Origin of the sequence: Rhizobium sp. NXC14 (assembly GCF_002117485.1) — a bacterium.
Classification (GTDB): domain Bacteria; phylum Pseudomonadota; class Alphaproteobacteria; order Rhizobiales; family Rhizobiaceae; genus Rhizobium.
This window is the reverse complement of record NZ_CP021030.1, coordinates 2,641,565-2,658,670: the sequence shown is the minus strand read 5'-3', so window position 1 is coordinate 2,658,670 and position 17,106 is coordinate 2,641,565. Positions and strand designations below refer to the sequence as shown.

16 protein-coding genes and 1 pseudogene are annotated in these 17,106 nt (G+C 61.0%); 8 read left to right on the top strand and 9 right to left on the bottom strand.

The genetic code is table 11. The annotated features are described in order from the left end of the window. Position 1: 1 nt before the first annotated feature. The 4 genes from NXC14_RS13135 to NXC14_RS13120 form a co-directional block, all read right to left on the bottom strand. Positions 2-220: a hypothetical protein gene (locus tag NXC14_RS13135; protein WP_085778512.1), complete on the bottom strand. Its 219-nt coding sequence runs from the start codon at positions 218-220 to the stop codon at positions 2-4. Further along, positions 217-1,170 (bottom strand): carbohydrate ABC transporter permease, encoded by a 954-nt coding sequence (locus tag NXC14_RS13130; protein WP_085778511.1) that lies wholly within the window; start codon positions 1,168-1,170, stop codon positions 217-219. Before NXC14_RS13130 ends, NXC14_RS13135 begins: the two co-directional genes overlap by 4 nt. Continuing rightward, positions 1,167-2,135: a sugar ABC transporter permease gene (locus tag NXC14_RS13125; protein WP_085778510.1), complete on the bottom strand. Its 969-nt coding sequence runs from the start codon at positions 2,133-2,135 to the stop codon at positions 1,167-1,169. The genes NXC14_RS13130 and NXC14_RS13125 overlap by 4 nt, the downstream gene beginning before the upstream one ends. 116 nt (positions 2,136-2,251) lie before the next feature. Further along, positions 2,252-3,577 carry an ABC transporter substrate-binding protein gene (locus NXC14_RS13120; protein WP_085778509.1) on the bottom strand — a complete coding sequence of 442 codons (1,326 nt, stop codon included), beginning with the start codon at positions 3,575-3,577 and terminating at the stop codon, positions 2,252-2,254. A gap of 523 nt (positions 3,578-4,100) precedes the next feature. On the opposite strand from NXC14_RS13120, the gene NXC14_RS13115 reads away from it, so the two are divergent. The 5 genes from NXC14_RS13115 (at position 4,101) to NXC14_RS13095 (ending at position 10,602) form a co-directional block, all read left to right on the top strand. Beyond that, positions 4,101-5,546 (top strand): MFS transporter, encoded by a 1,446-nt coding sequence (locus NXC14_RS13115; RefSeq protein ID WP_085778508.1) that lies wholly within the window; start codon positions 4,101-4,103, stop codon positions 5,544-5,546. Positions 5,547-5,677: 131 nt separating this feature from the next. Then, positions 5,678-6,742, top strand: a complete 1,065-nt coding sequence (locus NXC14_RS13110) for a histidine kinase dimerization/phosphoacceptor domain -containing protein (protein WP_085778507.1) — start codon at positions 5,678-5,680, stop codon at positions 6,740-6,742. A 270-nt stretch (positions 6,743-7,012) separates the two neighbouring features. After that, the gene (locus NXC14_RS13105; protein ID WP_085778506.1) at positions 7,013-7,564 is read left to right on the top strand and encodes a DUF924 family protein; all 552 of its coding nucleotides are present in this window, start codon (positions 7,013-7,015) and stop codon (positions 7,562-7,564) included. A gap of 136 nt (positions 7,565-7,700) precedes the next feature. Then, a complete protein-coding gene (locus NXC14_RS13100; RefSeq protein WP_085780098.1) occupies positions 7,701-10,223 on the top strand; it encodes a mechanosensitive ion channel family protein in 2,523 nt (840 codons plus the stop codon). Between the two features lie 112 nt (positions 10,224-10,335). Further along, positions 10,336-10,602 carry a hypothetical protein gene (locus tag NXC14_RS13095; protein WP_085778505.1) on the top strand — a complete coding sequence of 89 codons (267 nt, stop codon included), beginning with the start codon at positions 10,336-10,338 and terminating at the stop codon, positions 10,600-10,602. Positions 10,603-10,629: 27 nt separating this feature from the next. On the opposite strand, the gene arsC is transcribed toward NXC14_RS13095, so the two are convergent. Genes arsC through NXC14_RS13075 form a run of 4 tightly spaced genes read right to left on the bottom strand, consistent with a single transcriptional unit; the run spans position 10,630 to position 12,633 of the window. After that, positions 10,630-11,052, bottom strand: coding sequence for an arsenate reductase (glutaredoxin) (arsC, locus tag NXC14_RS13090; protein ID WP_085778504.1), 423 nt, complete (start codon positions 11,050-11,052; stop codon positions 10,630-10,632). Next, positions 11,049-11,750, bottom strand: coding sequence for an MIP/aquaporin family protein (locus NXC14_RS13085; protein WP_085778503.1), 702 nt, complete (start codon positions 11,748-11,750; stop codon positions 11,049-11,051). Before NXC14_RS13085 ends, arsC begins: the two co-directional genes overlap by 4 nt. After that, positions 11,750-12,280, bottom strand: a complete 531-nt coding sequence (locus NXC14_RS13080) for an arsenate reductase ArsC (RefSeq protein ID WP_085778502.1) — start codon at positions 12,278-12,280, stop codon at positions 11,750-11,752. Before NXC14_RS13080 ends, NXC14_RS13085 begins: the two co-directional genes overlap by 1 nt. Continuing rightward, the gene (locus tag NXC14_RS13075; protein WP_085778501.1) at positions 12,277-12,633 is read right to left on the bottom strand and encodes a metalloregulator ArsR/SmtB family transcription factor; all 357 of its coding nucleotides are present in this window, start codon (positions 12,631-12,633) and stop codon (positions 12,277-12,279) included. The genes NXC14_RS13080 and NXC14_RS13075 overlap by 4 nt, the downstream gene beginning before the upstream one ends. Before the next feature lie 42 nt (positions 12,634-12,675). On the opposite strand from NXC14_RS13075, the gene NXC14_RS13070 reads away from it, so the two are divergent. Then, positions 12,676-13,200, top strand: coding sequence for a DUF6428 family protein (locus NXC14_RS13070; RefSeq protein ID WP_085778500.1), 525 nt, complete (start codon positions 12,676-12,678; stop codon positions 13,198-13,200). Between the two features lie 163 nt (positions 13,201-13,363). Here NXC14_RS13070 and NXC14_RS13065 read toward each other — a convergent pair. Further along, a pseudogene (locus NXC14_RS13065) lies at positions 13,364-14,273 on the bottom strand (squalene cyclase). Between the two features lie 458 nt (positions 14,274-14,731). Here NXC14_RS13065 and NXC14_RS13060 point away from each other — a divergent pair. Together NXC14_RS13060 and NXC14_RS13055 are read left to right on the top strand one after the other, a co-directional pair. Continuing rightward, positions 14,732-15,562, top strand: a complete 831-nt coding sequence (locus tag NXC14_RS13060) for a response regulator (protein WP_085778499.1) — start codon at positions 14,732-14,734, stop codon at positions 15,560-15,562. 186 nt (positions 15,563-15,748) lie between these two features. Further along, positions 15,749-17,080: a diguanylate cyclase gene (locus NXC14_RS13055; protein ID WP_085778498.1), complete on the top strand. Its 1,332-nt coding sequence runs from the start codon at positions 15,749-15,751 to the stop codon at positions 17,078-17,080. Positions 17,081-17,106 lie beyond the last annotated feature (26 nt).

Below are 17,106 nucleotides of genomic sequence, written 5' to 3'. Positions count from 1 at the left end.
TTTACTCCGGGAATTTCGAGACGATGATGAACATGACGGTGCCGATCAGCAGGGTCACCAGCGAATAGGTGTAGAGCACCAGCAGGAAGGGCTGGAACAGCATGAGGAAGCCGAGCCCGATCAGCACGGTGGCGATATTCTCCATCGGACCGCGGCGCAGCAAGAATGGCCGTTTCGGGCGGGCAGGGGTGCGGGTGCGTGTCTCGATCAGGTGGCTCATTTGCGGACGGCTCCGAAGGTGATGCCGCGCAGCAGCTGCTTGCGCAGGAGAATAGTGAAGACGAGGATCGGGATCAGGAAGATCGTCGTGCCGGCGGCGACCGCCGGCCAGTCCTGCCCGCCTTCGCCGATGATCGTCGGGATGAAAGGCGGCGCGGTCTGGGCCTCGCCCGAGGTGAGAAGGGCGGCGAAGGCATATTCGTTCCAGGCGAAGATCAGGCAGAAGATCGCAGTCGCGGCAATGCCGGTGGTCGCCTGCGGCAGCACGACCTTGCGGAAGGCTTGCAGCCTCGTATAGCCGTCGATCATCGCCGCCTCCTCGTATTCGCGCGGGATCTCGTCGATGAAGCCCTTGAGCAGCCAGACGGCGAGCGAGACGTTGACGGCGGTATAGAGCAGGATCATGCCGAGCGCCGTGTCCGACAGGCCGAGCTCGCGATACATCAGGTAGATCGGGATGGCGACGGCGATCGGCGGCATCATGCGCGTCGACAGGATGAAGAACAGCAGGTCGTCGGCGAGCGGCACCCTGAAGCGGGAGAAGCCGTAGGCGGCGAGCGTCCCGAGGAAGACTGCCAGGAAGGTGGAGCCGAAGGCGATGACAAGCGAGTTGACGAAGCGCGGCAGGAAGTTTGACGGGCCTGCGATCACCATGTTGCGCTTGCGCGTCACCTCATCGCAGGTGCCGACCGGCGCCGGCAGCGAGGCGATATAATCGGGCGTCTGCCGGGTGCGCGTGGTGAAGAGATTGCAATAGCCCTCGAGCGACGGCGTGAAGACGATCTTCGGGGGATAGCTGATCGAATCCGGCGGCGATTTGATGCTGGTCAGGAAGATCCAGACGAGCGGGATGAGGGTGACCAGCGCATAGAGGACGACGATCGTGCCGGCGATGCGCTTGCTGTTGAGGCTCGGCTCGACGACCGAATGGGCTGTATTGGCGGCGCTCATCTTTGCTTCACCTTGTTCAATGCCTTGACGTAGATATTGGCGAGGCCGAACACCGCGACGAAGAGGACGATGGCGAAGGCCGAGGCCCGGCCGGTCGCCCAGCTTTCGAAGGCGGCGCGTTTCAGCGTAATCGAGGCAACCTCGGTGACCGAGCCCGGTCCGCCGCCGGTCAGCAGCGTCACCATGTCGAACATCTTGAAATTCTCGATGCCGCGGAAAAGCACCGCGAGCATGATGAAGGGCAGGGCCATCGGCACGGTGATCGACCAGAACTGACGCCAGGGCGATGCACGATCGACCTCGGCCGCCTCGTAGATATAGTCGGGGATCGAGCGAAGCCCGGCGAGGCAGATCAGCATCACATAGGGCGTCCACATCCAGGTATCGACGATGATGATCGCCCAGGGCGCCAGAGAGACATTGCCGAGCATCTGGACATCGGATGTCGGAATGCCCGATACCAGCGAGACGGCATAGGCGAACAGGCCGATCTGCGGTTCGTAGAGAAAGCGCCAGAAATTGCCGACCACGGCGGGCGACAGCATCATCGGGATCAGGATGATGGTCGTCCAGAAGGCATGGCCGCGAAACTTGCGGTCGATCAGGTAGGCAAGCGCAAAACCGATCACCGTCTGCAGCAGGATCGTCCAGAAGACGAAATGGGCGGTGGTCTGCATCGCCTGCCATATGTCGGGATCGTTGAGAACACGCTCATAATTTCCCAACCCGACGCCCTGGACCGGCGCATTCGGCCGGTTGGCACGATAATTGGTGAAGGAGAGATAGACCGCCCAGATGAGGGGGAAGATGTTGATCGCCAGGAGCAGGGTGATGGCAGGCGCGATGAACAGCCACGCGATCGCCCTGTCGGAGAGGCCGCGGACGTGCCGGGCGAGCGAGGCGGGCGTTGCCCTTGCTGTCGCGTCGGCGGCTTTCTCGACAATCGAGGGATGGGAAATGGTCAAGGTTTCACCCGGTCTTTTAGGGTATGAAAGATCCGGCGGCCCGGCTCGTCTGCCGATCCGGGCCGCCATCCTGGTGAGGATGGCGCGCAGAGGGATGCCGCCAGTCCCGTCAGGCACTAGATTTTGCCGTCGTCCTTGAAGACGTCGCTCCAGTCCTTCACCAGGCCGTCAAGCGCTTCCTTGGCGGTGCCGTTGCCGGCGACAACGTAGTTATGGACGCGCTTCTGCATGGCCTGTAGCAGCGAGGCGTAGCTTGGCTCGGCCCAGAAGTCCTTTACGATCGCCATCGAGTCCAGGAAGGCCTGGGCATAGGGCTGGCTCTTGGCGAAATCAGGCGCGTTGACGACCGAATTGAGGCAGGAGAAACCGCCGAGTTCCCACCACTTGGCCTGCACCTCGGGCTGTGCGAACCATTTGATGTATTGCAGGGCGGCGTCGCGCTTGTCGGAATAGGAAACCACCGAGATGCCCTGACCGCCGAGCTGGGCGAAATGCGCCTTCTCCGCCGGATTGGGGAAGAAGCCGATCCTGTCGCCGCCGACCTTCTCGTCCTTGTAGAGGCCGGGCCAGGTGAAGGCGAAGTTCATCTGCATGGCGACCTGGCCGGATTTGAAGGCGTCGGCGGATTCGACCATGTAGACGTTGGAGCTGCCGGGCGGCGTGCAGCAGTCATAGAGCGACTTGTAGAATTCGAGGCCCTTGACCGCGTCGTCCGAGTTGACGAAGCCTTCCATCTCGTAGGGCTTCTTCGGGTTGTCGTACTGGAAGCCCCAGTCGTAAAGGACGTTGGTGACGCCCATGGTGATGCCTTCGGAGCCGCGCTCGGTATAGATCGAGGCGCCATAGACGGTCTTGCCGTCGATCTCACGCTTCTGGAAGAACTCGGCGATCTGTTTCAGCTCATCGTAGGTCTTCGGAGCTGCGAGATCGTGGCCGTATTTCGCCTTGAACTCCTTCTGGAGTTCCGGCTTTTCGAACCAGTCCTTGCGGTAGGTCCAGCCGACGACGTCGCCCATGGCCGGCAGCGCCCAATAGTTCGGCGTGTTCTTCGGCCATTCCGAGTAGCCGACAACAGTCGCCGGCACGAAGTCATCCATCTTGATGCCTTCCTTGTCGAAGAAGTCGTTCAGCTTGACGTAATGGCCGTTCTCGGCCGAGCCGCCGATCCACTGGCTGTCGCCGATGATGAGGTCACAGAGTTTGCCGTGAGAATTCAGCTCGTTAAGGAAGCGATCGGCGTAGCTCGTCCAGGGAACGAACTCGAACTTCATCTGCGTGCCTGTCTTGGCGGTGAAGTCCTTCGAGAGCTCAACGAGTGCATTGGCAGGGTCCCATGCGGCCCAGCACAGCGTAAGTTCATCGGATTTGGCGAGATTGGGCAATGCCGACGACATTACGAACGCCGTGGCCAGCCCCAAAAGGGCTTTCGATGTTTTCTGCATAAGTTCCTCCCAGAACCAAGACCGGCTCCCCACCGGCGTCGCATGTTCACCCGTTTCAGAAAATGCTCACATGAACTCCTCAATCATCATGTTTAGCAATGTGTTTAGTGATAGCGCATTTTATAAACATTGCAAGTGATATTAGTTACTGCGGCGCACAGGTGCTGCCGGGCGGGTTTCGACCGATCTCCTCGCAACTCGTGAAAATTTCCCGTGCAGGCGTACCGATACGACGAAATCCGGCCTCGCTGGCGGATGGACCGCAGGGTATGGACCTCGACGCCGCTCCTGTTTTCCCGGGAGCGGTTCAAACTTGGCCTCGCCTCCGGTGAGGCCTTCTTCTTTTGTCCATGCCGGCCGTCTCGGGAAATTCCGGCGCAGTGCGATATTTAGCCTTTCGGGCCTGATGCAACAGGCGTATTCAGCCAGTGCGTGGTTCAACCGCGCTCCCCTCGCGGCAGATCTCCGATCGGCTTCCTCCCGCTTCCCTGCCGCGTCATTCGTAATTTTCATTGGCAGATCCATGACCACGGCAGAGACGAGCGAGCAGGGACAAGAGGCGGCAAACGGCCGCCAGGCGAAGATCGTGGCTCTGGTCGTTGCCGTTTCCTTCTTCATGCAGATCCTTGACGGCACGATCGTCGCCACCTCGCTGCCGCAGATGGCGGCAAGCTTCGGCGTGCAGCCGGTGTCGATGAGCATCGGCATCACCGTCTACATGCTGACGATGGCGGCCTTCATTCCGCTGTCGGGCTGGCTCGGCGATCGTTTCGGCGCGCGCCGCGTCTTCCTGGTGTCGATCGGCGTCTTCACCGGCGCCTCGCTGTTCTGCGGGCTCTCCGGCAGCCTCACAGAATTCGTGCTGTGGCGGGCGCTGCAGGGGGCAGGGAGCGCGCTGATGACGCCGGTCGGGCGCATCATCGTGCTGAAGAATGCCCGCAAGTCCGAACTCGTCCAGGCGATTGCGCTCATCACTTGGCCGGCCCTGACGGCGCCCGTGGTCGGCCCTGTGCTCGGCGGCTTCATCACCACCTATGCCAGCTGGCACTGGAACTTCCTGATCAATATTCCGATCGGCATCGTCGGCATGGGGCTGGTGCTGCGCTTCGTGCCCGAACAGCGGGAGGCCGATCCCGGCCGGCTGGATGTTCTCGGCTTTGTCCTGAGCGCGGCCGGATTGACCCTGCTGCTCGCGGCCTTGGAGCTTTCGGTCAAATGGGAAGGCGGGATTTGGCCGGTCATATCGATGCTGGCGGCCGGCGTCGTATTATCGGTTATGGCGACGCGGCATTTCCTTGCCGTCGACAATCCGCTGCTCGATCTTTCGGCTTTCCGCGTCCAGACCTTTTCGATGTCGACGCTCTCGGCGGGCACGGCTTGCCGAACGGCCATCAATGCGACGCCTTTCCTGCTGCCTCTCTTGTTCCAGCTCGGCTTCGGACTGAGCTCGATTGCCGCCGGCGCCTATCTGCTCGTGTATTTTCTCGGCAATTTCAGCATGAAGGCGGTGACGACACCGCTCTTGCGCTTCTTTGGCTTCCGCACCGTTCTCGGGCTCAATGGACTGATTGCCGCGCTTTCGATCGTTGCTTGCGGTTTCCTGACGCCGGAGACGCCGCCGTTTTTCATCCATGCGCTGCTCTTTCTCGCCGGCCTGTCGCGGTCGATGGAATTCACGGCGCTGAACACGCTCGCCTTTGCCGATATCGGCCCGGCGCAGCGAAGCTCGGCCTCGACGCTGTCGAGCATGCTGCAGCAGATGTCGATGCTGCTCGGCGTTGCGGTAGCAGCCGCCGTGCTCAATATTTCCTCTGCTCTCAGAGGTGCTGACAATCCCGTCATGGCCGATTTCCGATGGGCCTTCGTCGTGGTCGGCGCAATCGGCATCGTCTCGTCGCTGCGCTTTCTGCAATTGCCGAAGGAGGCGGGCGCCGAAGTTTCCGGCCATCGGAAATTCCAGAAGCGCTAACGTCGCCTGCGACAAGAGCGAGCGATGAGCGATGTTTACCTCAGGCGGTCAATGCAATACGACAGTGCTCATGCCGACGACTCGGAACGCTTGCGGGCGGTCGTTGCTTAGAGAGAACGCCGGGAGACGGAATGAGCAATTCTAGCGGCGATGCGGATGCCCTGATCCACATCCTCTATATCGACGACGACGAGGGGCTCGCGCTCCTGATGCAGAAAAACCTTGCGCGCTGCGGCTTTTCGGTCGAGTGGGCGCAGAGTGGTGCTGCCGGCCTGGCGCGGATCGCCGACGGCGGCATCGATGCGGTCGTGCTCGATCATCTCCTGAGCGGCGAGACCGGACTAGACATTCTGCCCTGCATCACATCCGTGCCGGATCATCCGCCGGTCATCTATGCAACGGGGTCGGACGACACCAGCATTGCGGTCGCGGCGCTGAAGGCGGGTGCCGATGACTACATGCTGAAGGGGATTTCGGCCGATTATTTCGACCTGCTCGCCGCCGCCCTCGAACAGGCGCTGGAGCGGGCCCGCTTCCGCCGCGAGACGGCGCAGGCGCAGGAGGTGATCCGCCAGCAGCGCGACCATGCCGAAATGCTGCTTGCCGAAGTCAACCACCGCATCGCCAACAGCCTCGGCCTCGTCGGCGCGCTGATCCGCATGCAATCCTCGATGACCCAGGACCAGGTGGCGATCGATGCGCTGCACGAGACGCAGATGCGCATCAACGCGATCGCGAGCGTCCACCGCCGGCTCTACACCAACCGGCAGGTCGGCTCGGTGCAGGTCGATGAATATCTGGACAGCCTGCTGACCGAGCTTGAAGCTTCGATGCGCGACGACAAGCGGCCGCACCGTATCGTGCTGACGGCAAAACCGGTCAATCTGGCGACCGACAAGGTGATCACGCTCGGGTTGATCGTCAGTGAACTCGTCACCAATGCTTTCAAATATGCCTATCCCGACGGCGTCTCAGGCGAGATCCGCGTTGTTGTCGATCAGATCGACGGCGAATTGCGCCTGATCGTCGAAGATGACGGAGCGGGGTTTGCTCCAGAGAACTCGGCGAGGGGAACGGGCCTCGGCACACGGATTTTGACGGCGATGGCCGCAAGCTTGAAATCGGATTTCACTTACGATCCCGGGCATGATGGGACGAGGGCGATGCTGGTGTTTTCGTTGCATGAGGAGAAGTAGGTAGAGGTGGAAGGTCACGATGAAGGGTGTGTGCCTGCGGCCCTCTCATCTGGCTGCCGGCACCGACGACCGGGGTCGAGCCACGGGTCTCGACCCGTCCTTCGGCCCCCTCTGGGCAGAAGAGATTGGCGGCAACGTCTCGACTCCCTCTTCTCCCCAACGGGGAAGGTGCCTGTAGGGCGGATGAGGGTGCCGCAGGCACACCTTGTCCTATTTTTACTAGAGCTTGCCGGCATAACGTCATCGAACCTAACGCGGCGGGAGGAAAGCATGACAACGATCCGCACACCTCGCGAAGTCTACGATTTTTGGTTCGTTCGATGTGGCCGCGACCTATGGTTTCGCCCCCCGCGGGAACTCGATGTCGAGATCCGGGATGTTTTCCGCGATACGCATCTGGCGCTTGCCGCGGGCGTCGGCGATGAATGGCGGGCCGGTCCGGTGAGCCGGCTGGCGGCCGTCGTCGTGCTCGATCAGTTTCCCCGCAACATCTATCGCGGCACGGGGCTTGCCGTTGCTACCGACGGGCTTGCCCTTCGGGAAGCCAAGCTTGCGCTTGCGGCCGGTGCCGACCAGGCGGTTGAACATGCTTGCCGGACCTTCTTCTACCTGCCCTTCGAACACGCCGAGAACCTCGACGAGCAGGACCGTTCGGTGGCCCTGTTCACCGCGCTCGGTGACGAGGAATATCTCGATTATGCGATCCGTCACCGCGAGGTAATCGCCGCCTACGGGCGCTTTCCTCACCGCAATGCCATGCTCGGGCGGGAATCGACGGCAGCAGAACTCGACTATCTCTCTAAGCCCGATGCAGGGTTCTGAGCTGTTTGGACGAATGAGCGCGGCATGGACAAGCTCGGTGGGCCGGGCGCTTTAGGCATCTCCCGCCTTTCTGTCGCCTTTCTTTGCGATGAAAAGCGAGCATTCAATTTCGATGACAACCTTTTCGGAGGCTTTTTTGCGGCTGAGATCCATCCTGCTTCGCACCATTCTTCTCGTGACGCTGGCGCTCGCCGGTGCGCATTTCGAGAGCGCAGCAGCCTTCGCGCAGGAACCGCAGCCGCAGGGGGCAGCAGCAGAGGCGCCGCTTGTCGATACGCCTTCCGCCCAGGCGGCGAAGGAGATCGAGAAGGCGAAGGTCCAGCTTGGCTCACTTCAGGACAGCGTCAAGGCGAACGCCGATAATGACGATGCGCTGGTCGGGCTTGCAACCAAGGCCGACGAGCTCAGCCGCGCCGTCATCACCATATCGGTCAACCTGAGACCGCGTTTCGACCAGATCAAGAACCGGCTGGCCGAGATCGGCGAGCCCCCAAAGGATGGGCAGCCTCCCGAGGCGCAGATCGTCACGGACGAGCGGAATGCGCTCGCCGCCGAGCGCGCGCAGATCAACGCGGTGACGGGCGATGCGGAAAACCTGTCGATCGCGGTGACGAAGCTCATGAACGAGATCATCGAGATGCGGCGGCAGCTGTTTGCCGATACGCTCTTCAAGCGCACCGAAATCTCGGTCTCCGTCCTCGACGATGCGGCGACTTCCTTCGTGCGGGAGACTGGCGAATTTGCCACGGCGCTGTCGAGCTGGGCCACCTTCGTCTGGAAGTTCAAGCGCTTCCCGCTTTTTGCGGCGATCTTCCTGTCGCTCGCTTCGGCACTCATTCTGCTTTCCGGCAGCTACCGGCTGTTCGGCTCATATCTGCGCCGGGACAAGGCTGTCGAGAACCCGTCCTATATCGGCCGGCTGTCGATCGCCTTCTGGTCGACGCTGATCCGCACCCTGGCGCTCTCGGTGCTGCTCGTCACGTCCTTCTTCTTCCTGAACAGTTTCAACGTGCTGCGGCCGGATATCGCGCCCGTCATCGGCGCTCTGTTCGGGGCGATCGGGCTGGTCTATTTCGTCGGCCGCTTCGTCAATGCTATCTTCGCGCCGCACGAACCGCGCTGGCGGTTAGTCAAGCTTTCCAACCTCGGCGCGCGCTCAATCGGTTATTGCCTCCTGGCGATGGCAGTCATCAACGGACTCGACTATCTCTTCAGCAGCATCGGCGAAGCGATGGGCTCGCCGCTGGTGCTGACCGTGGTCAGAAGCCTGGTCGCCGCGCTCATCATCGGCATCATCCTGATCGTAGCCTCCTTCGGCAAGCCGATGCTGGCGAGGAACGGTGATCCCGACGCGCCGGGCCGACATTGGCCGCGCGGCATGGCAATCATCCTGCGCGTCGTCGGCACTGCCCTGATCGTTTCAGCGCTCGCGGGTTATGTGGGGCTGGCGCGTTTCGTCGCCACACAGCTCATCATCACCGGCGCAGTCGTTGCCACCATGTATGTCGGTCTGCTCTCCGGCAAGGCGATATCTCGGCAGGAGAGCTTCGGCGATACTTTCTTCGCGCGCTTCCTGACACGCCGTTTCAACCTCGGACCCGTGGCAATTGATCAGGTTGGCCTGCTCGTCGGCCTTGCCATCTATGCGGTGGCGCTGCTCGTCGGCATTCCGCTTATCCTGCTGCTTTGGGGCTTCCATGTGCAGGACCTGCAGCTGATCGCCTACCGGCTGTTCACCGAGGTCAAGCTCGGCGGCATCAGCATTTCGCTGCTCGGCATCTGCACCGGCATCTTGCTGTTTGCCGGCGTCTACCTGCTAACCCGCTGGCTGCAGCGCTGGCTCGACGGCAATGTGATGGCTCGAAGCCATGTCGATCTTGGCGTACGCAATTCGGTGAAGACAGGTATCGGCTATCTCGGCGTCGGCATTGCGGCGATCATCGGCGTCTCCGCCGCCGGCATCGATCTGTCGAGCTTCGCGCTCGTCGCCTCGGCGCTTTCGGTCGGTATCGGTTTCGGCCTGCAGAACATCGTCTCCAACTTCGTGTCAGGCCTTATTCTGCTGGTCGAGCGGCCGTTCAAGGTCGGCGATCACGTCGTCTCCGGCACGGCCGAAGGGATCGTCAAGCGCATTTCGGTGCGCGCTACCGAGATCGAGACTTTCCGCAAGCAGGCGATCATCGTGCCGAACTCGGAACTGATCAACGGCCTCGTCGGCAACTGGACGCACCGCAACAAGATCGGTCGCTCGGAAATCCCGGTTTCCGTCAGCTACGACGCCGATCCGCAAAAGGTCATGGATATTCTCTTAGAGTTGACGGCGAAGATACCGCTCGTCATGCGCAATCCCGAGCCGCATGTCGAATTCCTGCGCTTCGGCCCCTATTCGCTCGATTTCGAGCTGCGCTTCTTCCTCGCCGACATGGGCGACGGCCTGACGGTGCGCAACAATCTCAGGATCGATATCCTCAAGCGCTTCAAGGCGGAAGGCATAGAGATCCCACTGCCACAGAGCGACCTTACCATCCATCGAGAGGCTGCCCCCGTCCTTCCCAATGCGGTCAGGCATGCGGACGGCCATGAGAATTCCGAGAATAGACCGGTGGAGGAAGAAGAGCGGCCGGTGCGCCAGCTGCGCGGGCGCGCAGCGGAGAGCTGAACAGCTTATTCAGCCATCATTCACAGGTCTATGTGCATGATGCCTTCCATCGGGATCGCTGCCGAGGGCAGCACCGATCTTTCGAGGGGAGGGCGCGTTAGCGCCGCCGCACATGATGGCAAGATTTGCCGCCGTTCTGCTTGTCCCGCTGCTTGCCGCGCCCGCGGTCAATGCCGCATCCATCACGAATACCGATCCTGCCGCCGTGGTGCTCGTCATCACCGAGGGTGGGCAGCGCGTCGAAGTCGTGGTCGATGCCGGCGCTTCCGAAAGTCTCTGTTCCTCCGGCTGCTTCATGACGACACCCGACGGCGACCGGATCGGGCTGGATGGCGGCGAGACGATCGACATCGTCAAAGGCTCGGCGGTCGTCAAGTAGGATTGCGGACCTGTCAGGCTGGACGGCTCAGATAACGCGCTTGCCGTCCGCATCCAGGACCTTCTCGCCGTCTTCCTTGGTGCAGGCACCCTTGTGCGTCTCCGGCAGGATTTCCAGGACCACCTCGGACGGTCGCGACAGGCGCGTGCCGAGGGGCGTGATGACGAAGGGTCGGTTGATCAGGATCGGCTGCGCCAGCATGGCGTCGAGAAGCTGGTCATCAGTCAGATCAGGATTGTCGAGGCCGAGTTCGCCATAAGGCGTATCCTTCTCGCGAAGGGCTTGGCGCACGGTGAGACCGGCATCGGCGATCATTCTCGCCAGCTCCTCACGCGATGGCGGGTTGTTCACATAGTCGATGATATCAGGCTCAATGCCGGCATTGCGGATCATGGCCAGCGTGTTGCGCGAGGTGCCGCAGCCGGCATTATGGTAGATGGTGACGTTCATAGCTTCGCCTCTGATGGCAGGGTCGATGAGGATGTCTCGGCTGACTGCAGCAGCCAGGTGAACAGAAAAAGAGCGACGGCCGCGCCCAGGATTTCAGCGATCCAGAAACCCGGAAGATCGACCGGGCGAATGCCGGAGAATGTGTCGGTCAGTGAGCGGGCGAATGCAACGGCCGGATTGGCGAAGGAGGTCGAGGCGGTGAACCAGTAGGCGGCGGTGATGTAAAGACCGACCGGCCATGGCACCGCCTTCTGCTCGAACCTGATGCCGGCGAGAATGACCGCGACAAGGCCGAAGGTCGCCAGACCTTCGGAAAACCACTGCGCGCCGCCGGTCCGGACCTTGCTCGATATTTCCAGAAGGGGGTGCGCAAACATCAGATGAGCGGCGATCGTCCCTGCGATGCCGCCGGCGATCTGCGCGAGCACATAGCCGCCCAGATCACGTCTCGGCAGCGAACGCGACATAGCGAAGACCAGCGAGACGGCCGGATTGAAATGCGCGCCGGAGATCGGTCCAAGGGTGGTAATCAGAACCACCAGGATCGCGCCGGTCGCAAGCGTGTTGCCGAGGAGAGCGAGGCCGATATCGTCAGTCAGCGATGTCGCCATGATGCCGGAGCCGACGACGGTTGCGACAAGCATTGCAGTGCCGAGCGCCTCTGCGACCAGCCGGCGTGATAGATCGAACGGCGCCATCAGCCGTCCCTCGCCGGTTTCGCGGTCGTGCCTTCCATACCGCCGATCTGGCGCAGGTGCTGCTCCAGTGCCAACTTGTCGATCGACGACAGCGGCAGGCTGAGGAAGGCAATGATCCGGTTCTTGAGGAAGCGGGCGGCCTGTGCGAAGGCGTGGGCTTTCTCGACCTCGCTGCCCTCGACGGCGGCCGGATCCTCGACGCCCCAGTGAGCGGTCATCGGATGGCCGATCCAGACAGGGCAGGCTTCGCCGTGGGCGGTGTCGCAGACGGTGAAGATGAAATCCATCTCCGGTGCGTCGGGCTTGGCGAACTCGTCCCAGCTCTTCGAGCGGAAGCCGGTCGAGGGATAACCCAGTGCCGCAAGCTCCTTCAACGCCCGGGGATTGACCTCGCCCTTCGGCTGGCTGCCGGCGGAATAGGCCCTGAATCGGCCCTTGCCTTCGGTCTCGAGGATGGATTCGGCCAGGATTGAGCGGGACGAATTGGCGGTGCAAAGAAAGAGCACGTTGTAAACACGGTCAGCGGTCATTGCAGTTCCTCCTTGATTGCAGACGCACAGCATGTGGCGATGGCGACGGCGGGCGCGCAGATTTGCGTGTTTCCGCCGCAACAGTCCTCCATCAGGAAACGGATCAGGCCGCCAAGCGCTTCGTAGTTGGCGGTGTAGATGATGGAGCGGGATTCCCGCTGCTGGGTTATCAGGCCAGCTCGCTCCAGCTCCTTCAAGTGGAAGGAGACGTTGGACGGCGAAACATCCGCTCTTTCGGCGATGATGCCCGCTGCCAATCCCTCCGGACCCGATACGACAAGCATGCGAATGATATGAAGGCGCGTTTCCTGCGAAAGCGCGCCGAAGGCGGCGAGGGCTTGACGTTGATCCATATTTCAATAATCCTAGAATAATTGAAACGAGGATTAGCGCAAATGAACGTCATCGACAACTCGAAAGTTCATGCTGAGGACATCAATCTCGGCCTGTTGCTCACCGCGCTCGCCGGCGACAAGGACGCGCCACTGGTTTTCTATTACGACGGCCGGCGGGTGAAGCCGGGCTATCATATCACCGAGGTCAAGGCGGGCCAATTCTCGGGCCTCGATTGCGGCGCCAATCCCGAGGCATGGACTGAGATATTCATCCAGCTGTTAGATATCGAGGAAGGCGACCGCACACACCTGCCGGCCGGCAGGTTTTACTCCATCATCCGCAAGGTGACGGAGCATGTTCAACTCGACGGTTCAGCCAAATTGACCTTCGAGGTCAGCGACGGCGTGGGCCCGATGCAGCTTTATTGCGCGGCGATGCCGGTTTCGCGCGCCGGCGCAGTGCATGTCGAGTTGTCGCCGCGGCCGGCAAGCTGTAAGCCCCGCGACCGCTGGCTGGCGGAAGAAAACAAGAGAGCGGCGGCTTGCTGCGGACCGCCAGTGGCAGGGAGCGGTTGCTGCGCATAAATGCATGAGATTTCGCGCGGGCGATGTGAAGATTTCATGACTGAGCGCCGGCATGTAGATGGAACTCGCCGATTTAATGTCGGCGTCGTCCGCTTCACCGTGTGATATCGTTGGGAATTGCTGCAGAAGATCGAGGCGCTTCCTGCGTTCGCTGGGTTTGCCGTCAGTGTCTGATTGATGCCTGCCTATCCCACCATCTGAGCACCCGCATCGCCCGCAGTGTGATCCAGCGCGACGGCTGGCCTTGAGCCTCGTTGACATGGAACCAGACGCGCCCGGGCAGGGTCCAGTCCAGCAGCCATCGGCCGTCGTTCGAGCGCCTTGAGCGAAGGTGGCCGATCGCCTCGCCGAGACGTGGATCGGGATCGGCGCCGGTCAACATGGCGCTTGAGCGGAAATAATCGAGCGCACGCAGGATGTCGTAGCGCCAGCGATTGGGGTGGAGGAAGCGCAGGAAGCGTTCGTCCGCCGGTTCGCCGGTGCCGAGGCGGCGGAAGAGATTGCGTTCGAGCAGGAACTTCTCGCCGGTGCTGCACGCCTCGCGAGACTGGGGCGTGCCGCCCGTCGATCTTTCGAATTCGAGCAAGCCTTCCAGCACGTTGATCGTGCTGGCGAAAGAGGAGCGAAGGGAACCGCGGACTCGTTCGCAGTTCCAGCCGCCGTCGTCGAGGCGCTCGCCGGTGAGCCTCTCCACGATGCGGGAGACGTCGATGCCGAAATAGGCGCGGTCTGCGACGGTCCGGCCGTTGATGCATTCCTCGACTTCACCCTCCCAGTAAAGCTGGCCGCCTTCTTCCCAGTGGGCGCTGGCACCGAGCAGTGGCCGTCCAGGGCTGGCCGTGCTCGCGCCACTCACGAGGATCGAAATCGGCCGGTAGAAAGGCGCCGCCGGCCCATTGTCCATCGTCGTCCTGAAAGGAGAGGAGCTTTGCGCCCCAGCCTTCGGTCTCCACTTTGGCTCGCTCTGCCATCCATTCCGGCTGCGGGGCGTCAAGCAAGTCGCACATCACCTGCCAGCGGATCGAGGGGTCGGAATCGAGAAGCCATTCGATCACCGGGTCGGGTTTGGTCATGGGCGGACCTCTTCGGCGGAACGGTCGGTAACCTGTTATAATCGCTTTGACCGCGTGCTGCCAGCGCGACGGGGCGGGGTGGGCCTTTCACACGAACGACCAGTTACCCATATCCCGCGCTGCCGCATTGATCCTCAATCATATCTGCAAGAAATTGGATGCGGCCCATCGGCGGTCAAGGCTGGTGACGCGCAGAACCCCGGGCGTCATCCTCGGTCCTCTCGAGGATCTGTTTCACATCCATTAAGTGTCTGAGAATAAATGTTTTCCGTCAAGCAATCGCTGTGGCCAGATGCTCGGCACGAGGCCGAGCATGACCGGAGGAGACTTTGTCAACAAAGGGGTGGCCTCACCGGGCCGCTTCTTCGTTTTATACCGGGACGTGCCGATTAATAATTAGTCAAATTAATTGATGTATCAGTTCGGGCTGGGGACGGATTTTAATTTAAAGGTTTACCATGGCGTTTTTGGGTATTTCGGGGATGCAATATTCCGGAGAGATGTTTGCCGGCGCGCGTATTATCGTCGCGGAAGATTCAAACGTATTCACGTCGATGATCAGCAAACGTCTCAAGGAGTTGTTCGACATTGATGTCGAGATCTGCCGTAACTTCGAGGATCTGCAGTTTTCCTACGACAAATCGTCCGATCCGATCACGCTGGCGATTTCGAACATCAACCTGCCCGGTGCCGAAAACGGCGAAGCGCTGGAATATCTGGTTGACCTCTCCATCCCGACCATCGTCTTTACCGGCACCTTCCATGAGGGCATGCGCGACAAGCTGATCGCGAAGGATATTGTCGACTACATCCTCAAGGACAATATTTTCGCCGTCGACCTTCTGGCGGAGTCGATCTGCCGGTTCCTGACCAATCATCGCCATCACGTGCTGATCGTCGACGACAGCGCGACGGCGCGCGCCCTGCTGTCGAGCCGGCTGAAGCGCTATAATTTCCGAGTGAGCACCGCCGAAAATGGCGCCAAGGCGCTGGAGATCCTGAAGTCCAATCGCGACATCGGCCTGATGATCACCGATTACAATATGCCCGATATCGACGGCTTTGAACTGACGCGGCGCATCCGGGCCCATATCGGCTCGCACGAATTGCGCATCATCGGTGTTTCCTCGTCCTCGAACCGGCTGCTTTCGGCGCGGTTTCTGAAGGCCGGCGGCAACGATTTCATGCTGCGTCCCTTCATCGACGAGGAGTTCTACTGCCGCGTCAACCAAAATCTCGACACGCTGCTGCAGATCCAGTCCATGCGCAAGGAGCGGGCAGTTGCCTGATGGCTCTTCCAGGATCAGGGTTGAGATGAAGCCAGTGGCGATGGCCGCTGCAGGGCGCCGGATTTTTGCAATTACAGGTAACCCTAGTATTTGTCCTCTTCACGTGGACGAGGGTCTCGGTTATCGTCCGCCGCGCCGTAGGCAGGGCCGAGTCGAGCTCGTCAGGCGCATGGGGGAGTAGCGGCTGTGGCTTTTCAGGCGGATTTTCAGCGGGATGGGCTTGGGCTGCGTTCCGGCGGGCTCAAGATACTTCTGGTTGAAGATTCCCGGATGTTTTCCGCCGTGCTTTGTCATCGGTTCCAGACGGAACTTGGCCTTGCTGTCAAATCCTGCTCGTCGCTGAAAGCGCTTCGCAGGGAACTTGCCGAAGACGGTCACGGCTACACCATGGCCGTCGTTGATCTCAACCTGCCGGATTCGCCCTATGGCGAGGCGCTCGACTGTACGATCGAGCACGATATTCCAGCAATCGTCTTCACCGCCACGTTCGATCTCAACACGCGCAACAAGATCATGGAGCGCAATGTCATCGATTACGTGCTGAAAGACAATGAGTTCGCGCTCGACAATCTGGTCGCCACCGTCCGCCGTGCGATCTCCAACCGCAAAACCCGGGTGCTCGTCGTCGACGACGTGGTCTCGGTACGCCAGGTTCTCGTTGATCTCCTGAAGGCACAGCAATATCTGGTCGTCGAGGCAAGCTCGGGGCTCGAGGCGCTGGCGGCGCTCGAAGCCTATAGCGATATTGAACTCGTCGTCACCGATCATCACATGCCCGACATGAGCGGTTACGAGCTGACGCGGCGCATCCGCCATCGCTTCGGTTCAGACCGGTTACGCGTCATCGGCGTCTCCTCCTCCAACGATCGCATGCTGTCCGCGAGTTTCCTGAAAGCCGGCGCCAGCGATTTCGTCTATCGGCCCTTCGTGCCCGAGGAGCTTCAATGCCGCATCGCCAACAATGCGGAAACACTGGCGCAGATGCGCCAGTTGAGGGCCGCTGCAGCCTGTGACTATCTCACCGGCCTTTATAACCGCCGCTATTTCTACGACAATGGCCCGAAGCTGGTGAACGAATGCCTGCGGCTCAAAGTGCCAAGCTCGGTCGCCATTCTTGATATCGACCATTTCAAACGGCTGAACGACACATACGGCCACGAGATCGGCGACAAGGTGCTGAAGGCGGTTGCAAACAGGCTGTTCACGATCTTCGATGGCAGCGACAACCTGCTCTCGCGCCTCGGCGGCGAGGAGTTCGCCATCCTGTTCCCGCAGATGGATTCGGCCGCCGCCACCAAGCTCTGCGACGAGATCCGCTCGGATATTTCGCGGCTGAAGGTAACGGCCGACGACGAGGAACTCGGCGTCACCATCTCGATCGGGATTGCCGAAATCGGCAGTTACGAAACCTTCGAAAACTACCTCAACGCCGCCGACCAGTTCCTCTACATGGCCAAGCATCGCGGCCGCAACCAGGTCTATTCCGACGCCAAGATGACGGAGGAGGCGGCGCAGTAGGTTGCTTGCGCTTACTCGGCGTTATC